The organism is Dyadobacter sp. CECT 9275 (genome assembly GCF_907164905.1).
In the GTDB taxonomy this organism is placed as follows: Bacteria; Bacteroidota; Bacteroidia; order Cytophagales; family Spirosomataceae; genus Dyadobacter; species Dyadobacter helix.
Map to the genome: position 1 here is coordinate 384426 of NZ_CAJRAF010000001.1, position 19445 is coordinate 403870.

17 protein-coding genes are annotated in these 19445 nt (G+C 44.8%); 7 read left to right on the top strand and 10 right to left on the bottom strand.

Features of this window, described 5'->3' with window-relative positions; all coding sequences use genetic code 11:
• Nucleotides 1–16: 16 nt before the first annotated feature.
• The 7 genes from KOE27_RS01560 to KOE27_RS01590 form a co-directional block, all read right to left on the bottom strand.
• Entirely contained in the window at nucleotides 17–1144 is a 1128-nt protein-coding gene (locus KOE27_RS01560; RefSeq protein ID WP_215237109.1) for a hypothetical protein, read from the bottom strand.
• A 97-nt stretch (nucleotides 1145–1241) separates the two neighbouring features.
• Complete coding sequence (locus KOE27_RS01565; protein ID WP_215237110.1) at nucleotides 1242–1820, bottom strand: hypothetical protein; 579 nt, start codon at nucleotides 1818–1820, stop codon at nucleotides 1242–1244.
• Between the two features lie 9 nt (nucleotides 1821–1829).
• The gene (locus KOE27_RS01570; protein ID WP_229252586.1) at nucleotides 1830–2375 is read right to left on the bottom strand and encodes a thermonuclease family protein; all 546 of its coding nucleotides are present in this window, start codon (nucleotides 2373–2375) and stop codon (nucleotides 1830–1832) included.
• Between the two features lie 27 nt (nucleotides 2376–2402).
• Entirely contained in the window at nucleotides 2403–2801 is a 399-nt protein-coding gene (locus KOE27_RS01575) for a hypothetical protein (protein ID WP_215237111.1), read from the bottom strand.
• Between the two features lie 32 nt (nucleotides 2802–2833).
• Nucleotides 2834–4066: a sulfite oxidase gene (locus tag KOE27_RS01580; protein ID WP_215237112.1), complete on the bottom strand. Its 1233-nt coding sequence runs from the start codon at nucleotides 4064–4066 to the stop codon at nucleotides 2834–2836.
• Nucleotides 4067–4287: 221 nt separating this feature from the next.
• Complete coding sequence (locus KOE27_RS01585; protein WP_215237113.1) at nucleotides 4288–5079, bottom strand: ferritin-like domain-containing protein; 792 nt, start codon at nucleotides 5077–5079, stop codon at nucleotides 4288–4290.
• Between the two features lie 26 nt (nucleotides 5080–5105).
• Nucleotides 5106–5810 carry a ferritin-like domain-containing protein gene (locus KOE27_RS01590; protein WP_406566839.1) on the bottom strand — a complete coding sequence of 235 codons (705 nt, stop codon included), beginning with the start codon at nucleotides 5808–5810 and terminating at the stop codon, nucleotides 5106–5108.
• Between the two features lie 641 nt (nucleotides 5811–6451).
• Here KOE27_RS01590 and KOE27_RS01595 point away from each other — a divergent pair.
• Together KOE27_RS01595 and KOE27_RS01600 are read left to right on the top strand one after the other, a co-directional pair.
• Complete coding sequence (locus KOE27_RS01595; RefSeq protein ID WP_215237115.1) at nucleotides 6452–6757, top strand: hypothetical protein; 306 nt, start codon at nucleotides 6452–6454, stop codon at nucleotides 6755–6757.
• A 129-nt stretch (nucleotides 6758–6886) separates the two neighbouring features.
• Complete coding sequence (locus tag KOE27_RS01600) at nucleotides 6887–8260, top strand: sigma-54-dependent transcriptional regulator (RefSeq protein ID WP_215237116.1); 1374 nt, start codon at nucleotides 6887–6889, stop codon at nucleotides 8258–8260.
• Here KOE27_RS01600 and KOE27_RS01605 read toward each other — a convergent pair.
• From KOE27_RS01605 to KOE27_RS01615, 3 genes are all read right to left on the bottom strand, one after another.
• On the bottom strand, nucleotides 8248–10764 hold the full coding sequence (locus KOE27_RS01605; RefSeq protein ID WP_215237117.1) for a hybrid sensor histidine kinase/response regulator: 2517 nt from the start codon (nucleotides 10762–10764) through the stop codon (nucleotides 8248–8250). The two genes, KOE27_RS01600 and KOE27_RS01605, sit on opposite strands and share 13 nt — an antisense overlap.
• Before the next feature lie 151 nt (nucleotides 10765–10915).
• Entirely contained in the window at nucleotides 10916–12853 is a 1938-nt protein-coding gene (locus KOE27_RS01610; protein ID WP_215237118.1) for a c-type cytochrome, read from the bottom strand.
• A 27-nt stretch (nucleotides 12854–12880) separates the two neighbouring features.
• Nucleotides 12881–14734 (bottom strand): family 16 glycoside hydrolase, encoded by a 1854-nt coding sequence (locus KOE27_RS01615; protein ID WP_229252587.1) that lies wholly within the window; start codon nucleotides 14732–14734, stop codon nucleotides 12881–12883.
• Nucleotides 14735–15075: 341 nt separating this feature from the next.
• Here KOE27_RS01615 and KOE27_RS01620 point away from each other — a divergent pair, with 341 nt between their 5' ends.
• The 5 genes from KOE27_RS01620 to KOE27_RS01640 all read left to right on the top strand — a co-directional run bounded on the left by KOE27_RS01620 (nucleotide 15076) and on the right by KOE27_RS01640 (nucleotide 19400).
• Nucleotides 15076–15840, top strand: coding sequence for a 3-keto-disaccharide hydrolase (locus KOE27_RS01620; protein WP_215237119.1), 765 nt, complete (start codon nucleotides 15076–15078; stop codon nucleotides 15838–15840).
• A 118-nt stretch (nucleotides 15841–15958) separates the two neighbouring features.
• On the top strand, nucleotides 15959–16525 hold the full coding sequence (locus tag KOE27_RS01625) for a hypothetical protein (RefSeq protein ID WP_215237120.1): 567 nt from the start codon (nucleotides 15959–15961) through the stop codon (nucleotides 16523–16525).
• 93 nt (nucleotides 16526–16618) lie between these two features.
• Entirely contained in the window at nucleotides 16619–17464 is an 846-nt protein-coding gene (locus KOE27_RS01630) for a hypothetical protein (protein WP_215237121.1), read from the top strand.
• Nucleotides 17465–17990: 526 nt separating this feature from the next.
• Complete coding sequence (locus tag KOE27_RS01635; protein WP_215237122.1) at nucleotides 17991–19124, top strand: Fic family protein; 1134 nt, start codon at nucleotides 17991–17993, stop codon at nucleotides 19122–19124.
• Nucleotides 19125–19247: 123 nt separating this feature from the next.
• Complete coding sequence (locus tag KOE27_RS01640) at nucleotides 19248–19400, top strand: chryseobasin-related MNIO class RiPP peptide (RefSeq protein ID WP_215237123.1); 153 nt, start codon at nucleotides 19248–19250, stop codon at nucleotides 19398–19400.
• Nucleotides 19401–19445: the final 45 nt, after the last annotated feature.

A 19445-nucleotide genomic window follows, 5' to 3' on the forward strand; every position in this document is an offset into this window, starting at 1 on the left:
ATTGCTGGAAATGAGGTTAATCGCGGCTGCTGTCACGGATGTATCTGATCTGCCTGCCGGTGAGTTCGGTTTTCATGCGGCGGGCAAGGTAGAATTCGCTTTCGAAAAGCTTGACGAGCATATCCCTTTTCGCATTAATCCTGTCACGCTCCGTTTCTGCAGTACTTTGTTCTCTGAGCGATTGCCATTTTTTAATGCGCAGTTCATCTATTTCATTCTGGAGCTGCCGGATTTCATTTTCCCAGCTTACCTGATTCTGCTCATATCTGCCGCTTTCCTTCCTCATACCGAGCCACGCCTTCAGATCATTTCTAAGCAAAGTGATATTGCTTAAAAGAAGCTTGCCAGCAAAAAGGAACAGAAAAAACACAAAAATGAATAGGGCCATCGCTTGCCAGAAGGTTTGGTAGGGGAGTGCATTCGTAAACACAAAGAGTGCAGCAGCAAACGGCAGCCCTATTTCTTCCAACAGCGCACGCCAGGTAACCTTGGAGTCGTTATCATGAAACATTGAAATTCTTCCGAATAAGCTGAACATCCCTGACAGGAAAACTCCTATTGCAATGGCTGAACTTTCTTCAAATGCAGGTTTCAGGGACGCCCTGATCAGGTAAAAATTGCCTGCACACATGGCTACGCAAAGCAATAAACCCATGAGGGTCCTGGGCAGATGATGCTCAGCCGTAAAACGTAAGTCGGACTGTGCTCTGAGCTTTTGGCCCAGCTCGTCCATGCGGTTGCTCTTCTGGCCTATGAAAAGGTTAAGTTCCTGGATGCGTTCATTTTGCTGCTCAATCTCAGCTGCGTGCGGTGCGCCGAGCTGCGAAAAGTATTTCTGTATAATTTCTGTTTTTTCTGATGGTTCGGATTCAGAAAGGCCAAATAAAACGCCTTCGTCCCGTAAGGTATCCTCATCTTCAAGCCAGTAGGGCATAATGACCTGTTCATAGGCGGAAGTGTCATCCGTACCCAGTTTGTTGGAAATTTCCCCGGTATTGGTGGCTTCTGATGATTTCTCGGTGGTCGGGCTGTTGAAATTCTGAATGATATTTCCGGGAGCGGCTGGTTCTTCGTCGTAATAGTTTTCTTCGTCAGCCTTGGAGGATCTGAACCAACTGGCAAGTTTTTCAGTAAGTTTGGCCATGATTTTAATGGATTAGCCTGCGATTATCCATCAAAACTTACAAACAAGCTATAATATTGTGATGACCGGTAATTAAAAGGTAGAAAGCTTCTCTGGCTCAGTGCTTTTCGAACATTTTCTGAAGAGCCTGCCAAAGCTTTTTCTTAAGGTCTCTGTCTGCTTCTATCACCGCCAAGGGGTCTGCGAGTAGGAACCAGATCCCTTCAATGTACTTGGGATTATAGGGGGGAAGTAATAGGTCCAGATTTAATTTGATCAACGGTACGCCAAAAGTAATGAAGTAGTTGGTCTTTTTTTCGGCCAGTACTATTCTCGCATCCTTACTTTTCAAAAAACTGTAATTAAGCATGTCCGACTGTGCAGAAGAGTGGCCGACAGCCTTCAGGATGTTTTCAAGCAGCAGCGATTCCGTCTCAATCAGCCTTTCTTGTTTGGGCTCATCGGTTAGGATCAGTATGCTGTGCTTGAGTTCAGGAAAGGCCGGATTCTTTTCTTTTACTTCTTCGGCAGGTTTGGAAATCACCGGCGGAGAGGAAACTGGAGCCAATACCTGAGGACTGGACTTTATTACGTCGGCCGTTTTTTCAAGAAAGGTATCCTGCCGCGTGTCATCAGCAATCCTGAAAAGCGTTTCGTTCTGATAGAGTATCTGGTACAGTGTTGCTGGCTGGGTCATTTTCTTTGTCTACAATCCTCCCAAATTTAATGGCTGTTGGCTCCAAATCCCAATTTTTCGCTTTTTTGCCAGGATCTCAAGATTGGCATATTCCTGATCCGAAGAGTATTTTTTATAATGAACGGCATATCCGTTTTTTACCAATGATTTGTTAAGTACTTCACCATCAGGTAATATTACTTCTCCCAGCAGCCGGCCATACCTGTCAAATTCTCCCTTATGCCGGATTTTTACTGTTTTATGAAAGCACTTTTGTGAGGTATACTGTTTGGCTACCTTATAATAGGGCTGGCCCCGTTCCGGACAGTTGATGTGGGTAAAACGAATTCTTAGCGGTTTGCCCAAGCGCTGCCCTGCCTTTTTTCCTGAAAATATAAATTTCAGTTCAATGGTATCGCCATCCTGTATTCCTATTACCTCGGCTGCCAAAGGATTCGGTAACTGGTCTGTTTTTGTAACAGGTTGAGCAAAAGCCGGTTCAGCTAAAAAAGGAAGATTAAAAGTGAGAAATGCAAAAAACAGAATTCTGAAACAGCTTTTAACGAAAAATTGCACGCGGAGTAAAAAATTGAGGGTTACTAATTATGGGTTCAGCTTATACCATTTGATATCTTTCAAAGGAGCCCGGCGGGCTATCGTGGAAGATGGGGCATAGTATTTTTCGAGATAGTCCAATACCTGTACCTCGGTTTCTCCCAGGTTCCACAGATTGTGGTTGGCCTGCATCCATCTGATCTTCTGTTTCCAGCCATCGCGGGTGAAGCGGTGTTGCTGAATCAGTTTGGTGGAATGGCAATTGGTGCATTGTGCTTTCACCATATACAGGTTTTTATCCTCATATAAGCCGGTTTCCGGATCTTTTTTTAAGGTATCTGATAAGGAAACAGTCTGGTTGACAGTGCCAATTCCCGCCGCAGGCCTTATGGATACAAAACCAGTCAACAGGCAGATTGCCAAAAGTGCAGAAAGGAAATATTTCATAATGAGTTTGTCTGTCCTATCCGGATAATAAATTATTCTGCCTTCACGGCAATCCTTTCGCAGGCATTATTCAGGTACCCGCCAGGATTCCATGAGGGAATGACCATCGGCTGTGAAACGCCTTTGGCATCAGTTGCTTTCACCCATACCTCGTAATATCCTTTTGTCGGGAGTTTTATTTCTGTATCCCAATGTTGCCAGGCCAGGCGGTTAACCGGGGTATTGAGTTTACAAGGCTGCCATGTAGCGCCAAAATCCAGAGATACTTCTACCTTTTTTACTGCCAGATCACCCGCCCAGGCATGGCCACGTAAAGGAATGCTGGTTCCAGGGGAAAGGATAGCTCCGCTTTTAGGATAGGTGATGATGGATTTAACAGGCATTGACTCAATAATCCTGAAATATTCATCAGTTTGCGGAACATCAGTACCAGGTGCAACGGGATAGCGGGGCATTCGGTAACTGTGCCCATCCATTTTTGCACCGTCGTGTATTTTGTTTCTTACGGATATCGCGCTGAGCCATTTGCCCGAAACCGATGCTGGCCATCCACCGATTACCAGCCGAAGGGGGAAACCATGAAATTCGGGTATATCCTTCCCGTTAAGTTGCCAGGCAATCAGTGTTTCATCTTCCAATGCTTTTGCTATCGGCACGCCTCTGGAAATGGCTTCTTTCCTGGGGTCTTTGCTCAGGTGTATATCTTTAGAATGGTATCCTATATATACAGCATCATTTTTTATCCCAACATCATTCAGAATGTCTTTCAGACGGACACCCGTCCACTGTGCGCAATGCACCGCGCCTTGTCCCCAGGAGTTACCCGAAGTCTGCGGCTGATATCCCGCACGGCCGTTGCCGCCGCATTCCAGTACAAGCTGATAAGTGTAATGTTTAAAGCGTTTTTTTAAATCTTCAATGGTATAGGTTTTTGTTGTTTTAGCAGATTCTCCGTCAATGGTTAAAGTCCAGTTTTTTGGATCAATGGATTCAGGGATCAGGCCATTGTTCCGGATGAACATTTTTTCGACCGGGGTGATTTTGTCGTCAAGCAAATGAAGAGGTGATTCCACATTCCAGGGTTTGTCACTCAGTACGATCATCTCCTGGGCTTTGCCTTTTAACGCATCTTTTTCATCCAGTACCAGAGGTATATATCCTTCCGGTAACTTGTCGGCAAACACAATTTCCGAACCAATAGCAGCGGTCAGGGCCGCAAGGCCCGATTTCCTGATAAAATTTCTTCTGTTAAAATGAGTATCCATTAGTATGTCAAGTAGGTAGCCCTGGTACTATAACGGCCAAAAATACATAAACCTTATCAGTTGAAGGGAGCGATGGTTCAAAAACTTACCTGATTTTTGGAAAGATTGGTAAAAAACAAAGGATTGCCTCTGTCATGAGGCAATCCTTGCTGCATTATATTAAGAAATGAAATGGATTACACAACCATGTGTGTGTACAGATTTGGAGGTAATCCTGTAATTTATGCCTTAATAAAAGGCCCGGCTATGGCCAGAACGGCCTCTTTGGAAAGAGGTTCGTCGAATGCCTCCGTGATAGCCGCTGCGGATTTTCCCGATAAGCCGTTCAGATCCGCGCCACCCTGTGTCATGTTATCTTCACCGGCGTAAATAGCCGGAACTGCACCCTCTTTCCCTGTTATCCAGGCCTTCATGGCAGGTGTTCCATTGAGCGACGCTGCAAGGCGACGTGCAATAGCCGCATGTCTGGCTTCAACGGAATGCACCTGTAAGGCGTACTCCAGTATCTGAGGGTCCGCAATTAATGCGCCAGCCTGGCCCTTGTAGGCTCGCACACCTGTATCTTCCAAGGCACTGGAAACAGTCACGAATGTTTTATAATTGGTAAATACATCCGCAAAAGCGCCTGCATAGTTGAAGTCAAACGTAGGCTTTGCAATGGCTTTGGCACCCAGGGCTTTTACCAGAAAAGCAACGTGAGCGGTTTCGTGTTTTCCAATGGTAGTGAAAATGGCTTTATCTTCCGCAGGTATTAAATTGGCGGCGGCATTACCTGCTTTGTAAAATTCATCTTCCAGGTATTCCAGTGTCAGCGCATAATTGAGTACATCCACTGCTGCGGCCGACTGTGCGTAGGCTTTGTTGATAATGGAGGCAAATAGCGTGGGCACTGCCACCGTCGCAACTTTGCTGCCGATCCGGTTCATAAAGTGGCGGCGGGAAGCGTACTCCAGGCGGCCGGCTGCATCCCCATCAATTTTTTGAAATTCGTCTATTATCTTGAAAATATCCATGAGTTCTAATGTTGGAGTTGAATCAATTATTTACCTACGTTGCTGCCGTTAATGTTGGTTTTTACATAGCCTTTTACCGCAGCAAGGATATCAGCCGGAGCAATTGCTTTGTCAAACCCATCCGCGTTAATAATGTCATCTCCGGCAAAGTCGGCAGACTTTGGTTTCAGCAGGTCACGGATCACAGCGGCATGCCGTGCTTCAACAGATACTATTTTACCGGCTAGTAAGAGGTACTCAGCATTTTTGATGAGCTTTCCGGCTCCGTTATAGGCCTGAACACCAGTATCTTCGAATAATTTCGCTGCACCCAGTACGGAGTCCCGTTTCGTAAAATCGATGCTGGAGAAATTCACTTCAAGGTCTGCAATGGCTCCGCTGCCCAGGGCTTTTTTGAAAAAATCGCGATGAACGATTTCATGATCCCTTATATCGGTCAGGATAATTTTTTCGGCATCCGTAATACCTGAATAGGGTGTTGCAATAATTTGTGTGTAAAATGCAGCTTCCAGCTGTTCAAGCGCATAAGCATAGTTCAGAACGCCGGTGTCTCCCGAGCCCAGGTCGACCGTTTTGTCGCCTGTCATCACCGGGTCATCATCCTTACAGGCTCCCAGTATAAATGCTCCCATGGCAGAAGCAACTCCTGCCGAGCGGAGAAATAATCTTCTGTTAACAACGGCTAAGATCTGGCTCTGATCCTTTTCCGAATTTTTGTGTGTTCTCGTCATTTTGTTCATATCTTGTAGTAAGAATTCTTCTCGTTCGTCGAAAAGACATGTCCGTGAAAACCTACGCCATGAAATTTTGTTTAGATCAATGCGACCTGAAATAGATTTGATAAAAGGTACAAAAAGAAAATCAAATGCATCTGAATTTAGGATATAACTATCTGATATTCTGATAAATATAATTCTATTAAAAAATTTAAATATTTTTCAGTTTTGATTGATTGCAGGGTCGGGCATAAACAACAAGAGCCCGTTAAGGGCTCAAATTGATCTTTCAGACTAAACGATAAGGTAAAATATATGGCGTTGAGTAAAATATATTGAAGTTATCTTATTAACTTTTGTATAGAATTATGTCTACTATTTAGGTGTAAATAAATTCTACACAAATATATGTAGTATATCGTGAATTTGGAATGAAATCCGTTAAAAAAATATTCGTAAAATCAGGAGCTATTTTATTCGGTTCTATGCTTATGCATCTGTTCGGTCAGTGGCAGCAATTTGCATGCAGCCAGGCTGTGCTATTTTAATTAAGTGGTTGCTTTTTAGTGTTTTAACTTTGTCTTGAGTACCTGTGGTACGGTATTTTAGTGAGCAATAATTATTGTATTACAGAAACGCTAATCATTTGAAAATATATGAAAAAGCCAATCATAGCGGTACTGACGGCATGCCTGCTGTCTGCCATAAATCTGAATGGGGCATCGGTGGCAGAACCGGTGCTGTCTGTGTATACGTCTCAGGAAAAAGTGGCGATTAAGCCGGAAGATCTGCCCGAGGCTGTGAAGGAAACGCTGGGGAGTAATGCTTATCTGGGCTGGGAGGTTACTGCGGCCTTTTTGATCACGAAGCAGGATAATTCCCAATATTATGAAATAGCCGCAAAAAAAGGTACGGAGACAGCCACCATCAATCTTGATAAATATGGCAAAAAGGTAGAGTAAGAAACGCCAAAATCTTTGAGGCTTTATAGAATGCCAAAACCGGAAACTTACGGCTTTTGGCATTTCTTTTTATAATTTTATACCGATTATTATCGTTACAATTGTATTTGTTTTATTTATTGTGAATATATGGCTCAGCTACTGCTTGTAGAAGACGATACTACGTTTTCGAAACTCCTAAGCTCATTTCTGGCAAAACATGGACATGCGGTAAAAGTTTGTTCGTCCATTCAGGAAGCAAAAAATGCGTTAGGCGAAACCAGCAGGGAGGATATACCCTTTGAGGTGTTGATGCTGGATTACAGGCTTCCGGATGGCAATTCGGTCGATTTTCTTAAGGGTTTAAGGAGCGAAGGAATCAGGATACCCGCTTTTATCATGACCAGCTTTCATGATGTACGTACGGCTGTAAATGCCATGCAAAGCGGAGCGTTTGACTACATCACCAAACCAGTGAACCCCGAAGAGCTTTTGATGGTGTTGGGCGAGGCTTTAACAAAATCGACCATTGCACCCAAAAATGTGCAGGCCGAGAAACCGGCAAAAAAGGTACAGAAAGAATCGCTCGAGTTTATAGAGGGAAATAGCAGTATTTCCAAACAGCTTTATGAATATGTACGTCTGGTGGCGCCCACGGATATGTCCGTAATCATTCAGGGGGAGAGCGGAACGGGAAAAGAATACGTTGCCAAGTCAATACATAAGCTGAGTAAAAGAAATAAAGGTCCGTTTGTGGCGATTGACTGCGGGTCTCTTTCTAAGGAGCTGGCTGCCAGTGAGTTATTCGGTCATAAAAAGGGGGCTTTTACGGGTGCCCTGCAAGATAAGATAGGCCAGTTTGAAGCTGCTGACGGCGGGACTTTGTTTTTGGACGAAATTGGAAATCTGGGATATGATGTGCAGGTGAAATTGCTGAGGGCTCTTCAGGAAAGGATTATCGTTCCGGTGGGTAGTACGCAACAGGTAAAAGTGGATGTACGGCTCATTGCGGCTACCAATGAGGATCTGATGGCCAATGCAGCCAAAGGAGATTTTCGGGAGGATCTTTACCACCGGCTCAATGAGTTTAAAATAGAGGTACCTGCTTTGAGAAAGAGGGGCGAGGACCTGCAGATTTTTGTACAGCATTTTGTGGATAAAGCCAATCGGGAGCTGGACAAAAATGTAAAACGTCTATCTAAAGAGGTTATGGACGTTTTTATGAAGTATGACTGGCCAGGGAATCTGAGGGAGCTGAACAATGTCATCAAAAGACTGGTCCTTTTATCAAAGGAAGAGGTAGCTCCCCTAAGTGCCCTGCCTGCTGAAATGATATCTGCACTGGAAGAGGTACAGCAGAAACCGTCCGGTTCCAACCTTAAGGCAATTCAGGAAAGCCATGAGAAGGAAATGATTGAAAAGGTTTTACAGGAAGTCAGGTATAATAAAAGTAAGGCAGCAAAATTGCTGAACATCGACCGTAAAACACTCTATTACAAGATCGAGAAGTATCAGATAGAATAACTTATAATTTTCTCGTCCACCTGCTCAACCAGCTGCCTTGCGTCTTGTATGAGCAGATAAAGGTCGTCCTGTGATGGCCTTTCATTTTTGTCTCTGATGGTGGTTTCCACCATCCGGAATCGTGTGGAGATATCCCTCGCCCCAACTTGCCCGATACGTCCTGCCAGGCGATGCGCCAGTTCCATCACGTCATTATATGCCTTTGCTTCGGATAAAAACTGAATTTTATCAAGATCATTTCTGGAATCTTTTACAAATTGTTCAAGTACTTCCTTAATCATTGCTTCATCTCCAAAGGCCATTTCGTGCAATTGGGAGAGGTCCAGGTCCTCCCGCACTTTATTAACAACAGGAAAAGAGCTGTCCAGAAGATCCAGTAGTTCGTTTGAGTGAAAGGGTTTCATCAGAATTCCGTCGAAGCCCAGGCTCAGGAGTTTTTCTCTTTCCTCGGGCAAGGCTTGGGCGGTCAGTACGTGAAACTTAACTTTGGGTGAAGCCACTTTTCTGAGGCGTTTGCAGAGCTCTGCACCATTCATGCCGGTCATGCGCATATCGGTGAGTACATATCGGACCTCGGGATCCCATGGATGATTGAGCGCCTCTTCGGCTGAAGAAAAGCAGGTATTTCTGATATTGTGCAGATCCAGGACAGAGGCGCACCATTTAAGTATAAAGGCGTCGTCGTCCACAAGCCATACTTTTCCTGGAACACTGTAATTTCTCTGAACAAATTGCTGCTGGGGCTGTTGGGGCGCTTGGGTTCTTTTCATTTGAACGGTTACGGCAAACACCGTGCCTACTCCTTCCCGGCTCTTCACGGTAATTTGTCCTTGCATACCCTCTACCAGGGCCTTTACGATACTCAGGCCCAGTCCCGTGCCGCCGTATCTTCTGACTATGGAAGGATCAGCCTGTTCAAACTGGTTAAAAACACGCTGCAGCTGCTCGTCGGACATACCCATACCGGTATCCGAGATTTCAAAAAGAATATGGAATCCTTGCGCGGACTCCGACCCGGAGGCTTTCAGGGTAACTTCACCTGCGTCGGTAAACTTAATGGCATTGGTTAGCAGGTTGTACAAAATCTGGCGGAGACGGAACGGATCTCCCTCCAGAAAGAGGTCGTCTTCCAGATTATTTTCTAGCGACAACAACAACGTTTTGGCCGTTGCTGTTGGCCGCAGCATCTGAATCACTTCGTTCAGCAGCGGGGAGGCAGCAAAAATCCGTTTTTCGAAGGTAAACTGGTTTGAGATAATGCGGCTGTAATCCAGGACATCGTTAACCAGGTAAAGCAAGTGCTCAGAAGCTGAGTGCAGTGTCTCCAGATCTTGCTGGCGTGGTTTTTCCGCGGCTTTCAGTACCTCGGTATACCCGATGATGGACTGGAGCGGGGTGCGGATCTCGTGGCTCATGTTGGAAAGGAATCGCTGTTTGGCCATGCTGTGATACTCCGCTTCTTCCTTGGCTTCTTCCAGCTGTCTGCGGTAATCGTTACTCTTGGTGATATCCGCCAGGATGAGGTAGGCAAGTACCACGATCACGAAAAAGAAGCCCAGCATAACCCATTCTATATTGTTAATGCTGGCAGTTACCAGTTTCTGGGTTTGTGAAGTATCATTATTGGACTGTCTTACCACTTCTTCCTCCACGTTCCGCATAACGCTCAGCAGTTGGTTTACGAGTGTATTACCAGCAACTGCAAGTTCCTGTTCCTGGTCCACAAACCGGTTGGTTCTGATCTTCTGTGATTTTTCAATCTGATGAACGGCTTCTCCCACCTTGTCAATAGTACTGTCTTCTTTTGCAAATGTCAGGGTGTCCACTTCCACCTTCACTTCCTGTTTCTGAACCACCTTTGAAGCCTCAGGTTCCGTCTCTTTCTTTTGCTTTTTTTGCCCGAATACCCGTTTCAGGAACCCTTTTTTTTCTTCGGCCTGTTTGGTTGTATCGGCAACCTCCGTGAATACAGTAGTGGTTGTAGTCTTCTTTTCAGTTTTTACAACGGTATTTTCAGGATGTCGTTTTTTGATGGTAATGAGCCCCGAGATGGATTTTACCTCTTCAGACAGGTCCTGGTTACTTACCAGCTTGGAGCGGACATCTACATAATTACCATATATTTTTTCTCTTTCACGGAGTATTTTTTTCATGGAATCAATCCGTATGATCTGCAATGGATTGTCGATGCTAAGAATACTCAGAGAATCCAGGCTGGTCATTAAAGAGGCCGACTGCTTTAAAAATTGCTTTCTGGGTTCTTCGCCGCCATTCGGCAATGCATTCTGCAGATGATCCAGAAGGAGTATATCTTTAAAAACCTTATTGACCAGACGCAGCTTATCATTAGGCGTTGAAAGGGCCTCCAGTTTGCTCAACATGTTTTCAAAAGCAAGCTTGCTGATGATCCAGGACGCGCTTAATGCCAGCGAGGCGATCAGAAAGCCCAGGATTACTTTACCCTTAACAGAGCGCAGAATTGACTTGTCACGGAAAGATGCCATAGTAAATCGATCAGATATGGATCAATAACGAAAGTTAGTCAATAAATAATTCAACTGGCAAAAACGGTAAGGTAGGATTCTGGCCCTATTATAGCCAAGAGGCTGCCTCTTGGGGAAGCAGCCTCTTGGCAGTAGTAAGAAGTTCGTTGGATTATTTGGCCAGCGAATTAATCCAGGCCGCGATTTTTACGGCATCTGCCTTTGGAACCTGTGGCATAGGAGCCATTGGGGTAGCAAAGTCAGGCCAGTTTTCGGGCTTGGGATTGTAGATAAGGTCTACAATTTTTTCATTGGTATACTTGCGTTTTGCAACATCCTGATACGACGGCCCCACCACCTTTTTGTCTGCTGCGTGGCAGGCAAGGCAAGTGTTTTTGGCCAGCAATGGTTTCACCTCTTCCCAGGTTGGGGCCTTTGCAGCAGCCGCTTTTGCCGGTGTTTTGCCTTTTCCGTCAGGAGAAACATGTTCTTTGGCAGGGGTGGCCTCCGTAGCTTTACCAGCGCCCGACCGGGTTGTTTTGAGTTCCGAAGCTTTCAGTTTGTCACCATCGGGAATATTATTAAGGGTATAGTAAGCATCCGCATGAACGAGTGACCAAGAATTGGATGCAGCTCTGACACCCTCTAGGGAAATTTTGTGAACATAGTACTGACGAAGGCCGTCTACCACAATCCGGACGGTTTTGCCATCTTCTGAAACCTTTACTCCTTTAATGGTAAGGTCCTCGGGGTTGGTAGGAGGACTTCCGTACACGGGATGGTGTTTATATATATAACTGCTGACCTTGTAGGAATCCAGGTCTTCAGCTGATTTTTTATCTACCGGCATTGTAAATTCAATTTCAAAGCCATCAGGTTTTGCTTTTACCGTATACATTTCGAAGGGCATTTTGCCATTCCATACCAAGCGCTGAAGACCTTGGTTTGCATCACCGGCAGATCCCCATCCTCTGTTGGTTTCGCCTACGAACATGGAGCCGTCCTTATCAAATGCCATTCTTAAAACACCCGACTGGAATCCGCTTCTGAAGCCAATGGAAGCGCCCTGGTACTCACCCTTCACTTTTTCCAGCACTACACGCATGATATTGCTTTGTCCCTGATCACCCACAAAAACCTGTCCTGTAAATGGACCGAAGTTCCCAGCGGTATTGTCTTTGATGAGTTCAGAAGTGGATACACCATGTACTCCATACGGCAGCCACACAGCAGGCAGCCGTACCATGTCATATTTTTCCTTCAGCTGATACAAGTACTGCGGAGTTTCATTGATCACATTCTCAGGTTTGATGGCGCGGTCCTGCGCATCTCTGTTTTGGCGGTTATCGCGTTCAGCAAAGAATTGTTTTTCTGTAAGTTTCACCGGCGAATTGGGTAACCCTGCCCAGCGTAAACCAGCCGGGTGGCCCATGAAATCACCCTTTTTAACCTGGAATATACCACCAGTTCCCATCCAGTCGCCCTGGTTGTCGGTATACCATAACTCGCCGTCCAGCATGCTGATACCCGCCGGAGACCGAACGCCCGTTGCCCAGGGCTCATACTTTCCATCATTGGTGATATGGAAAATCCAGCCACGGCCCGGTACCCGGCTTTCACCTCTCCACCATTCTTCATCCCCAAAAGCCACGTTTCCGCTTACAAAAAAGCTTCCGTCTGGTGCCAGTTTGGGGCCGAATGAGTACTCGTGGTAATGGCCGGAGAGCGGCCAGGAATATACTGTTTCATAAACGTCAGCTTTGCCGTCTCCATTTTTATCGACCAGCTTTGTAAGTTCACCACGTTGTGCGCAATAGAGGGCGCCATCTTTGTAAGCCAGGCCAAGAATTTCGTGTAAACCCGTTGCAAATTTCCTGAAGTAAGGGGCACGGCTCGTTGGATTATCTACAATCCAGACCTCTCCCCGGCGTGTGGAAATTGCCAGAGAGCCATTGGGCATGGTAATCAGGCCGCCGATTTCAAGAATGATACCTTCCGGAATGGGGGGAGTGATGATCTTATAAAAATCTTCTTCTTTCGGAGATTCCTGCGCCTTAAGCACCGGAAAGGTCGCCAGAATGATTAATATGATTTGAGCAATTATTTTCATCTTAATAGTATTTTAAAAAGGATGGTATCAGAATAGAATGGCGTATTTAACCTCACCGTTTTTTACCGGAACAATGAGCTCCTGCCGGCCATCTATTGATCTGATCTCGGGTTTTACCGTTTTGTCGGCAAGTTGGATATAGTACGACTTGTCGTTCACCGCATAAAGTCCGTCAGACACTTTCTCAATTGATTCGGCATCTGCCAGTTTGGCAACCAAGTCGTTGGAAGGAGTTGCGACCTTGATCGTCCTTTCAAAGTACTGGTTGTTAACCACGTTGATATTATCCGAAACAGCAGAACCAAACGCCATGTACTGGAAAGTGGGTACTTCCGAGTCGTCCAGTGTATAACCTTTCGGACGATAGCCGCTGCCGGTAGTATCTTTTACCCATTTGGATTGGCCGCTGATTTTACCCAAAGTCATATCATTACCCAACACGGTAAGACTTCCCCTTGGACGTGAAGAACCGTCACCACGGTCATGCCACATGGGTGTTGCATCCAGGAATTCGCCTCTCCAGACCTGCAGAACGGCCCCTTTGTCAAGGTCGTAGGTATAATGAATATTAGAAGGGCTTCCTACCGACACAGCATGTACTACACGTTGCTCCTTATCCTTGGAGTCCTTTTTGAAGTCCATGAAACTCCGGGTGATATTGTTGGTTGCTGCGCTGATCAGGATAGGATCCGTGGTACGTCCCGCGGTGGCCGAGCTTTTGGTACTGTAGGTTGTTTCACGGAAACCGGGTCCGTCCACCCAAAGGCCCAGGGCAGGCCTTAGCCAGCCATCTCTTTTGTTGTTAAAAATTACAATGTCATGCTCACCGGCGGGCAGGGTCACGGTAGCTTCGCGGAACTCATTTCCATCTTTCCATTCGGGGGAAATGATATTTTTACCATCCAGTTTTACGTATGAATTACCAGCTGCCTGCAATTTGAAGTGATATTCGCCAGCCGTGGGGGCATTGTATTTCCCATTGTAAACCAAAGAAAAATTATTGTTTTCTTTCAGTACCTCCCAGGTAAGTGCCGGGCTGGAGCCGGTTTCGGATGGCTTGATTTTGGAAAGGTCTTCGGTTTCCAATAAACCACCGTAGTAAATTTTATAGGTAAGGCCGGATAATGTTCCGGCTTTTTTGTCAAAATTATTGATCCGGATGTTTCTGATCGCCAGAGACCCATGATCTCCCTGCAGGCGGATAGGCCCTGAAGGTACATCTTGAGCTGTAAGCGAGCCACGTGTTGGTCCGCTTACTTCAACATTTTCATGGATCGTAATTCCGTTTAACACCACTTTCAGGAATACTGCATTGGCGATTTTTTTGCCATTTGCATCAAAACGGGGAGCTTGATACGAAATTTTGATATTTTGCCATAAACCCGGCGCTTTGGCTACGTTAAAACGGGGAGCATAACCCTCGTATCCCTTTTGTCCTTCTGGTTTCGAGTCGTCCCACCTTTCGTAAATTCCGCCGCAATCACCGTATTTAGCCGTTTTTTTACCCCAGCTATCAAACAGCTGTACTTCATAGTTGCCCTGCAGGTAAATTCCGGAATTGGATCCTTTTGACATCATGAAATCCAGCTCAATGTCCAGGTCTCCGTGGGTAAAATTGGAAATGAGCTCATATTGGTTGCCATACTTCCCCTTTTCATGGATACAGGCAAGAACCCCTTTCCCAGGAGTGGTATTCAGAACATTTTCTTTCGAAATGTCGGCAGAGGCGTTTCCTACAATTTTCCAGTTGGCAGGAGGAGGAGATTTGAAAGCGTTCAGATTGTCCAGTGGAATTGTTTGGGCCAGCGTCATACCAGCCGAAAAACAAGAAGCCAAACCGATCAATACCGTGTAAAGGGTTTTTCTTTTTGTGATATACATGTTAGATTAGAAATTGTTATAAACAGAAGCGAAAGTTACGCTTTATAGTAATATTTTTTGTCAAAATGGAGTCAGAAAGATTAATATCTGCTCAGAAGGGCCGGATGCAGTATGCTTCACTATTTGGGGGTGGTGCTACATTTGAGATAACGTTTTCGGGTTGTAATAAGCCCATCAGGATTTTTGAATCGTATCGGTTTTTGTAAAAAATCCTGAGACTTCAATAACCCAAGCAGGGCTTCGGGGAGTCTTAAGTAATAGGATGTGCCAGCTTTGTCGGCCGAATGAGTAAAACATGTTCTTTTAAACCTTATCATTGTCAAAAAATCGTTTTATAATTTATGAAAAGAATTTCTTTACTGGTGGTTGGTCTTTTAGCGGCCGCTGCTGCCCATGCACAATTACAGCCTGCAAAACAAACCCCTGAATCCAGTGAACAGTGGTTTCCGGTACCCCGTATCGTCACACCGGGTAAAGGTTTGGCTACGGTTTCAGGCTTTACAGCTCCTTCTGATGCAATCGTTTTGTTTGATGGTAAGAACCTGGATAGCTGGGTGTCTGCAAAGGATGGTAATGGCGCGGCACCTTGGAAGGTAGCTGACGGCATACTTACAGTATTGCCAAAGTCAGGAGATATTCAAACCAAGCAGGCTTTCGGGGACTATCAGCTTCATATTGAGTGGCGTACACCTGCAAAGGTAGAAGGCAGCAGCCAGGGCCGTGGCAACAGCGGTATCTTCATGCAGGGAATCTATGAACTTCAGGTACTGGACAGTTACAACAACGTTACTTATTCAAACGGGCAGGCGGGGTCTATTTATAAGCAAACCATGCCGCTTGTGAATGCAAGTAACGGTCCGGGGGAATGGCAGACATATGACGTTGTTTACACCGCGCCGCATTTCAACAAAGACGGGCAAATGATCATTCCTCCTTACATCACCGTTATTCACAATGGTGTTTTGATTCAAAATCATACCATGATCCAGGGCACTACGCCATACGTTGGGCAGCCGGAGATTAACCCTCACGGACGCGGGCCGATCAAACTTCAGGATCATAATAATACTACCAGCTTCCGCAACATCTGGATCAGAGAGTTGTAATAACAGGATGATTCCGATTCTGGGAATAATTTTGAGAGGCTCAATCGTGTTGTCGATTGAGCCTTTTTTTAGTGCATTTTTACTAACTTTTGGCAATTATATTATTCAAAAGTCAGCTATGCAGGAAATAGAACCCTATTATAATTGGGAAAAACACTATGTGGCCAGCCGGGATGAGCGCTCGCCCTTCTATAGCCGTACCTATAATCTTGATTACTACGAAAATGCAATATATGGTTATTACATCCATCCGCTTTGGGATTTTATTGGATCCGAAACCCTGTATGTGAAAATCCTTTTTGCGGATTACACCAAAAAGTTTGTCATCATAGAAATGTTTGGTGAATGGAATGATACCCTGCACAACGACATTATGTTTTTTAAAAGGCAGGTGGTGGACCCTCTGATCGAGGAGGGAATTAATCAGTTTATCCTGCTGGGAGAAAATGTATTCGATTTTCATGGAGGTGATGATGATTATTATGCGGAGTGGTTTGATGACGTAGAAGATGGCTGGATTGCTGCCGTGAATTTCAGGGAACATGTGGAGCAACAATGGCAGCGTTTCCGGCTCGACTACTATCTTAATTTTGGAGGTACCCTGCAGCTGGAAAACTGGCGGACCTTACAACCCGAGCCATTTTATGAGCTCATTAAAAAATTGATCATAAGAAGGTTAGCCTGACAAAATCATTGATCATTTGCTTGCAACCTTCCCAACTCCTTTGTAGCTTTCGAAAACTTCTTATCCAATCATTCCAATCAAATTTTTTCGAACATGGCAGAAAATGAAGACCCCGCACCAGGAGAGGAAAACCAGTCTCCGGATAAAAAAGCAGAAGATCTAAAAAATGTTGTGTCGGATGCCTCGGAAGAAGTATCGGAAAAAGTTGCTGAAGTTACGGAAGAGGTGAAGGAAGTTGCGGAGGCGGAGATATCTGTTGCTGAAGTGAAAGCGGAGGAGATCGTGGAAGATGTTAAGGCGGAGGTGCAGGACAAAGCAGGGGATGTGAAGGAAACCATTTCCGAACTGAAAGCAGAAGCAGCGGACCAAGCGGAGCAACTGGAAACAACGTCAGAGGTAAAAACGGAGGAGATCAAAGCAGAGGCGGCTCAGGTAAAAGAAGATTTTTCGGCGAAAGCAGAAGAGATCAAAGAAACGGTTACCGATAAGTTTGAAGAGCTAAAAGCTGGTTTTACGGAAAAAGCTGCCCAGGTACAGAATGAAGTAGAACTGAACATAGCAGCAGGAAGAATAAAAGCAGAGGAACTTGCAGCTGAGCTGACAGAGAAGGCTGCCGGGCTGAAAGAGGTGGCGGCGGAGAAACTGGAAATTGCCAAAGAAAAAGCAGAAGAAATAACGTATAAACTTTCTGAAAATGTAGATACCCTCAAAGGAGAGGCAGCTGAGAAACTAGCGGATTTGAAAGAAGATGCTGCGGAAGCCTACGAGGAAGCCAAGGAAATTGCCACTGAAAAACTTGCAGAGGCACAGGCTAAGGCAGCGGAGTTAAAAGCCAAAGCCGAAGTTGAATTTGCTGAATTAAAAGAAACGGCTTCGGAAAAACTGGAAGAAACCAAAGTTAAAGCGAAAGGTTTTTGGTCCAGGTTATTCGGGAAGTAATCGCTTGGAATTAAAAGTGTTTGCTGGAAGAATTTTAGGGCTGCCTTTCGAGGGAGGTTATTCTGTGGGCACAAGCTCGTCAAATACTCTGTTGTTTCTTCTTAGTTCAAATTTAATCTGCTTATTTCTGCCTCCCGGAAAGTGAGGCAATGTAAAGCCACTGAATAGGTAAGCATGACCGGTCCATTTTTGCTGGATCGGTCATGCTTATAACGAGAAACTGAGTTAAAATATCTGCTACCTTAATGAAGACATGAGTAGAAAAGTAGATTTTTGACTCACGTTCTTCACAACGTGGCTCAAAAATTGGAAAAATGACTCACGTTAGTCCATCAGGCCTTCCTTCTCTTCCTTTCGGACGCCCCGAATCATATACAACAGATCCCACCCTATCAGATAAGCCGGTACGTATGTAGAAAAGCCCGTTTTTGACCCTTGTTCCAAATAACGTGGGTCAAAAATTGGAAAAATGACTCACGTTAGTTCGGAAATAGCCCTAAATTTGAAAAAATGACTTACGACGAGTATGAGTAACGCTATATTACCCCTGCCATTACTGCCTCTTACAAACGAAATAGAAACCAAAGCTGTCTTAAAAAAACTCAGTACCGCCAGGGCAGCTTTGGCAGGGCTGAACGGAATTGCAGAAAGTATCCCGAACGAACGTATTATCATCAACACATTGGCACTGCAAGAAGCCAAGGACAGTTCGGCCATTGAGAATATTGTTACTACACACGATGAACTATATAGTAGTGACAGTCAGACACATCAGTTTGTAAGCCTAGCGGCCAAAGAAGTATATAACTATGCCCATGCGCTCCTGGAAGGGTATCAACAGGTCAAACAAAGCGGGCTGTTAACCAGCAATAATATCATTGCATTACAAGCATTACTTGAAGAAAATGATGCCGGTTTTAGAAAAGTGCCTGGTACCGTACTTAAAAATGAACAAACGGGTGAAACAGTATATATGCCACCTCAAGATCATGCCAGCATCGTATCACTAATGAGTAATCTGGAGCATTTTATAAATGATGCCTCTCTCTCCGATATAGATCCGGTAATTAAAATGGCAATTATACACCACCAATTCGAAAGTATCCACCCGTTTTACGATGGTAATGGCCGGACAGGGAGGATTGTAAACATACTGTATTTAGTAAAGGAAGGCTTACTCAAATTACCAATTCTGTATCTGAGTCGTTTTATAAATCAAAATAAAGTATCTTATTATAACCTACTTCAGCAAACACGTCAGACGGGACAATGGGAGCCATGGATTTTATATATGCTTGATGCAGTAGAACAAACAGCGCTGCAAACATCCGATATGATTAGGGGTATTAAAATTCTGATGACCAGCCATAAACAAAAAATCAGAACCGAGTTGCCAAAGGTTTATAGCCAGGATCTCATCAATAGTTTATTCCGTCATCCCTATACCAAAATAGAATTTGTCAAGGCTGATCTGAACGTTGCCCGCAAAACCGCTGCCCGATATCTGGACTTACTTTGTGACATTAATCTTCTTCATAAAAAAAGGCTTGGGAAGGAGAATTATTATTTCAACGATGATCTAATTTCGTTACTGATAAGCGTCGGAAGCTTGAAAAAACAAGAGCAGGATACAATGACTATCCGCACAACACATCGTTAAACTTGCTTATTATCAATATGTTGAGTCTGGCAACACAAAAATCTCAGGCTACGCTTCCAACCAATTTTTGCCAAATCCGGTCTATCAGTTACAAATCATTTCCCGACCAAAATTTCTTATCCCATGAAAATTCAGAAAAACACACTTCAGGCTATTGCTGTTGCCGTGGCGGTGACGGCAGTTACTGCGGCATGCGCGGTTGACAACGTAGGTCCCAAAGAAAAACAGGCTAAAACAAAAGTGATCGACAATTGTCCGGCATGTGGTTTAGGCTGACCTGCCCTGGGGAACGAGTAGATTTTCATGTGGAATAATCCTGCA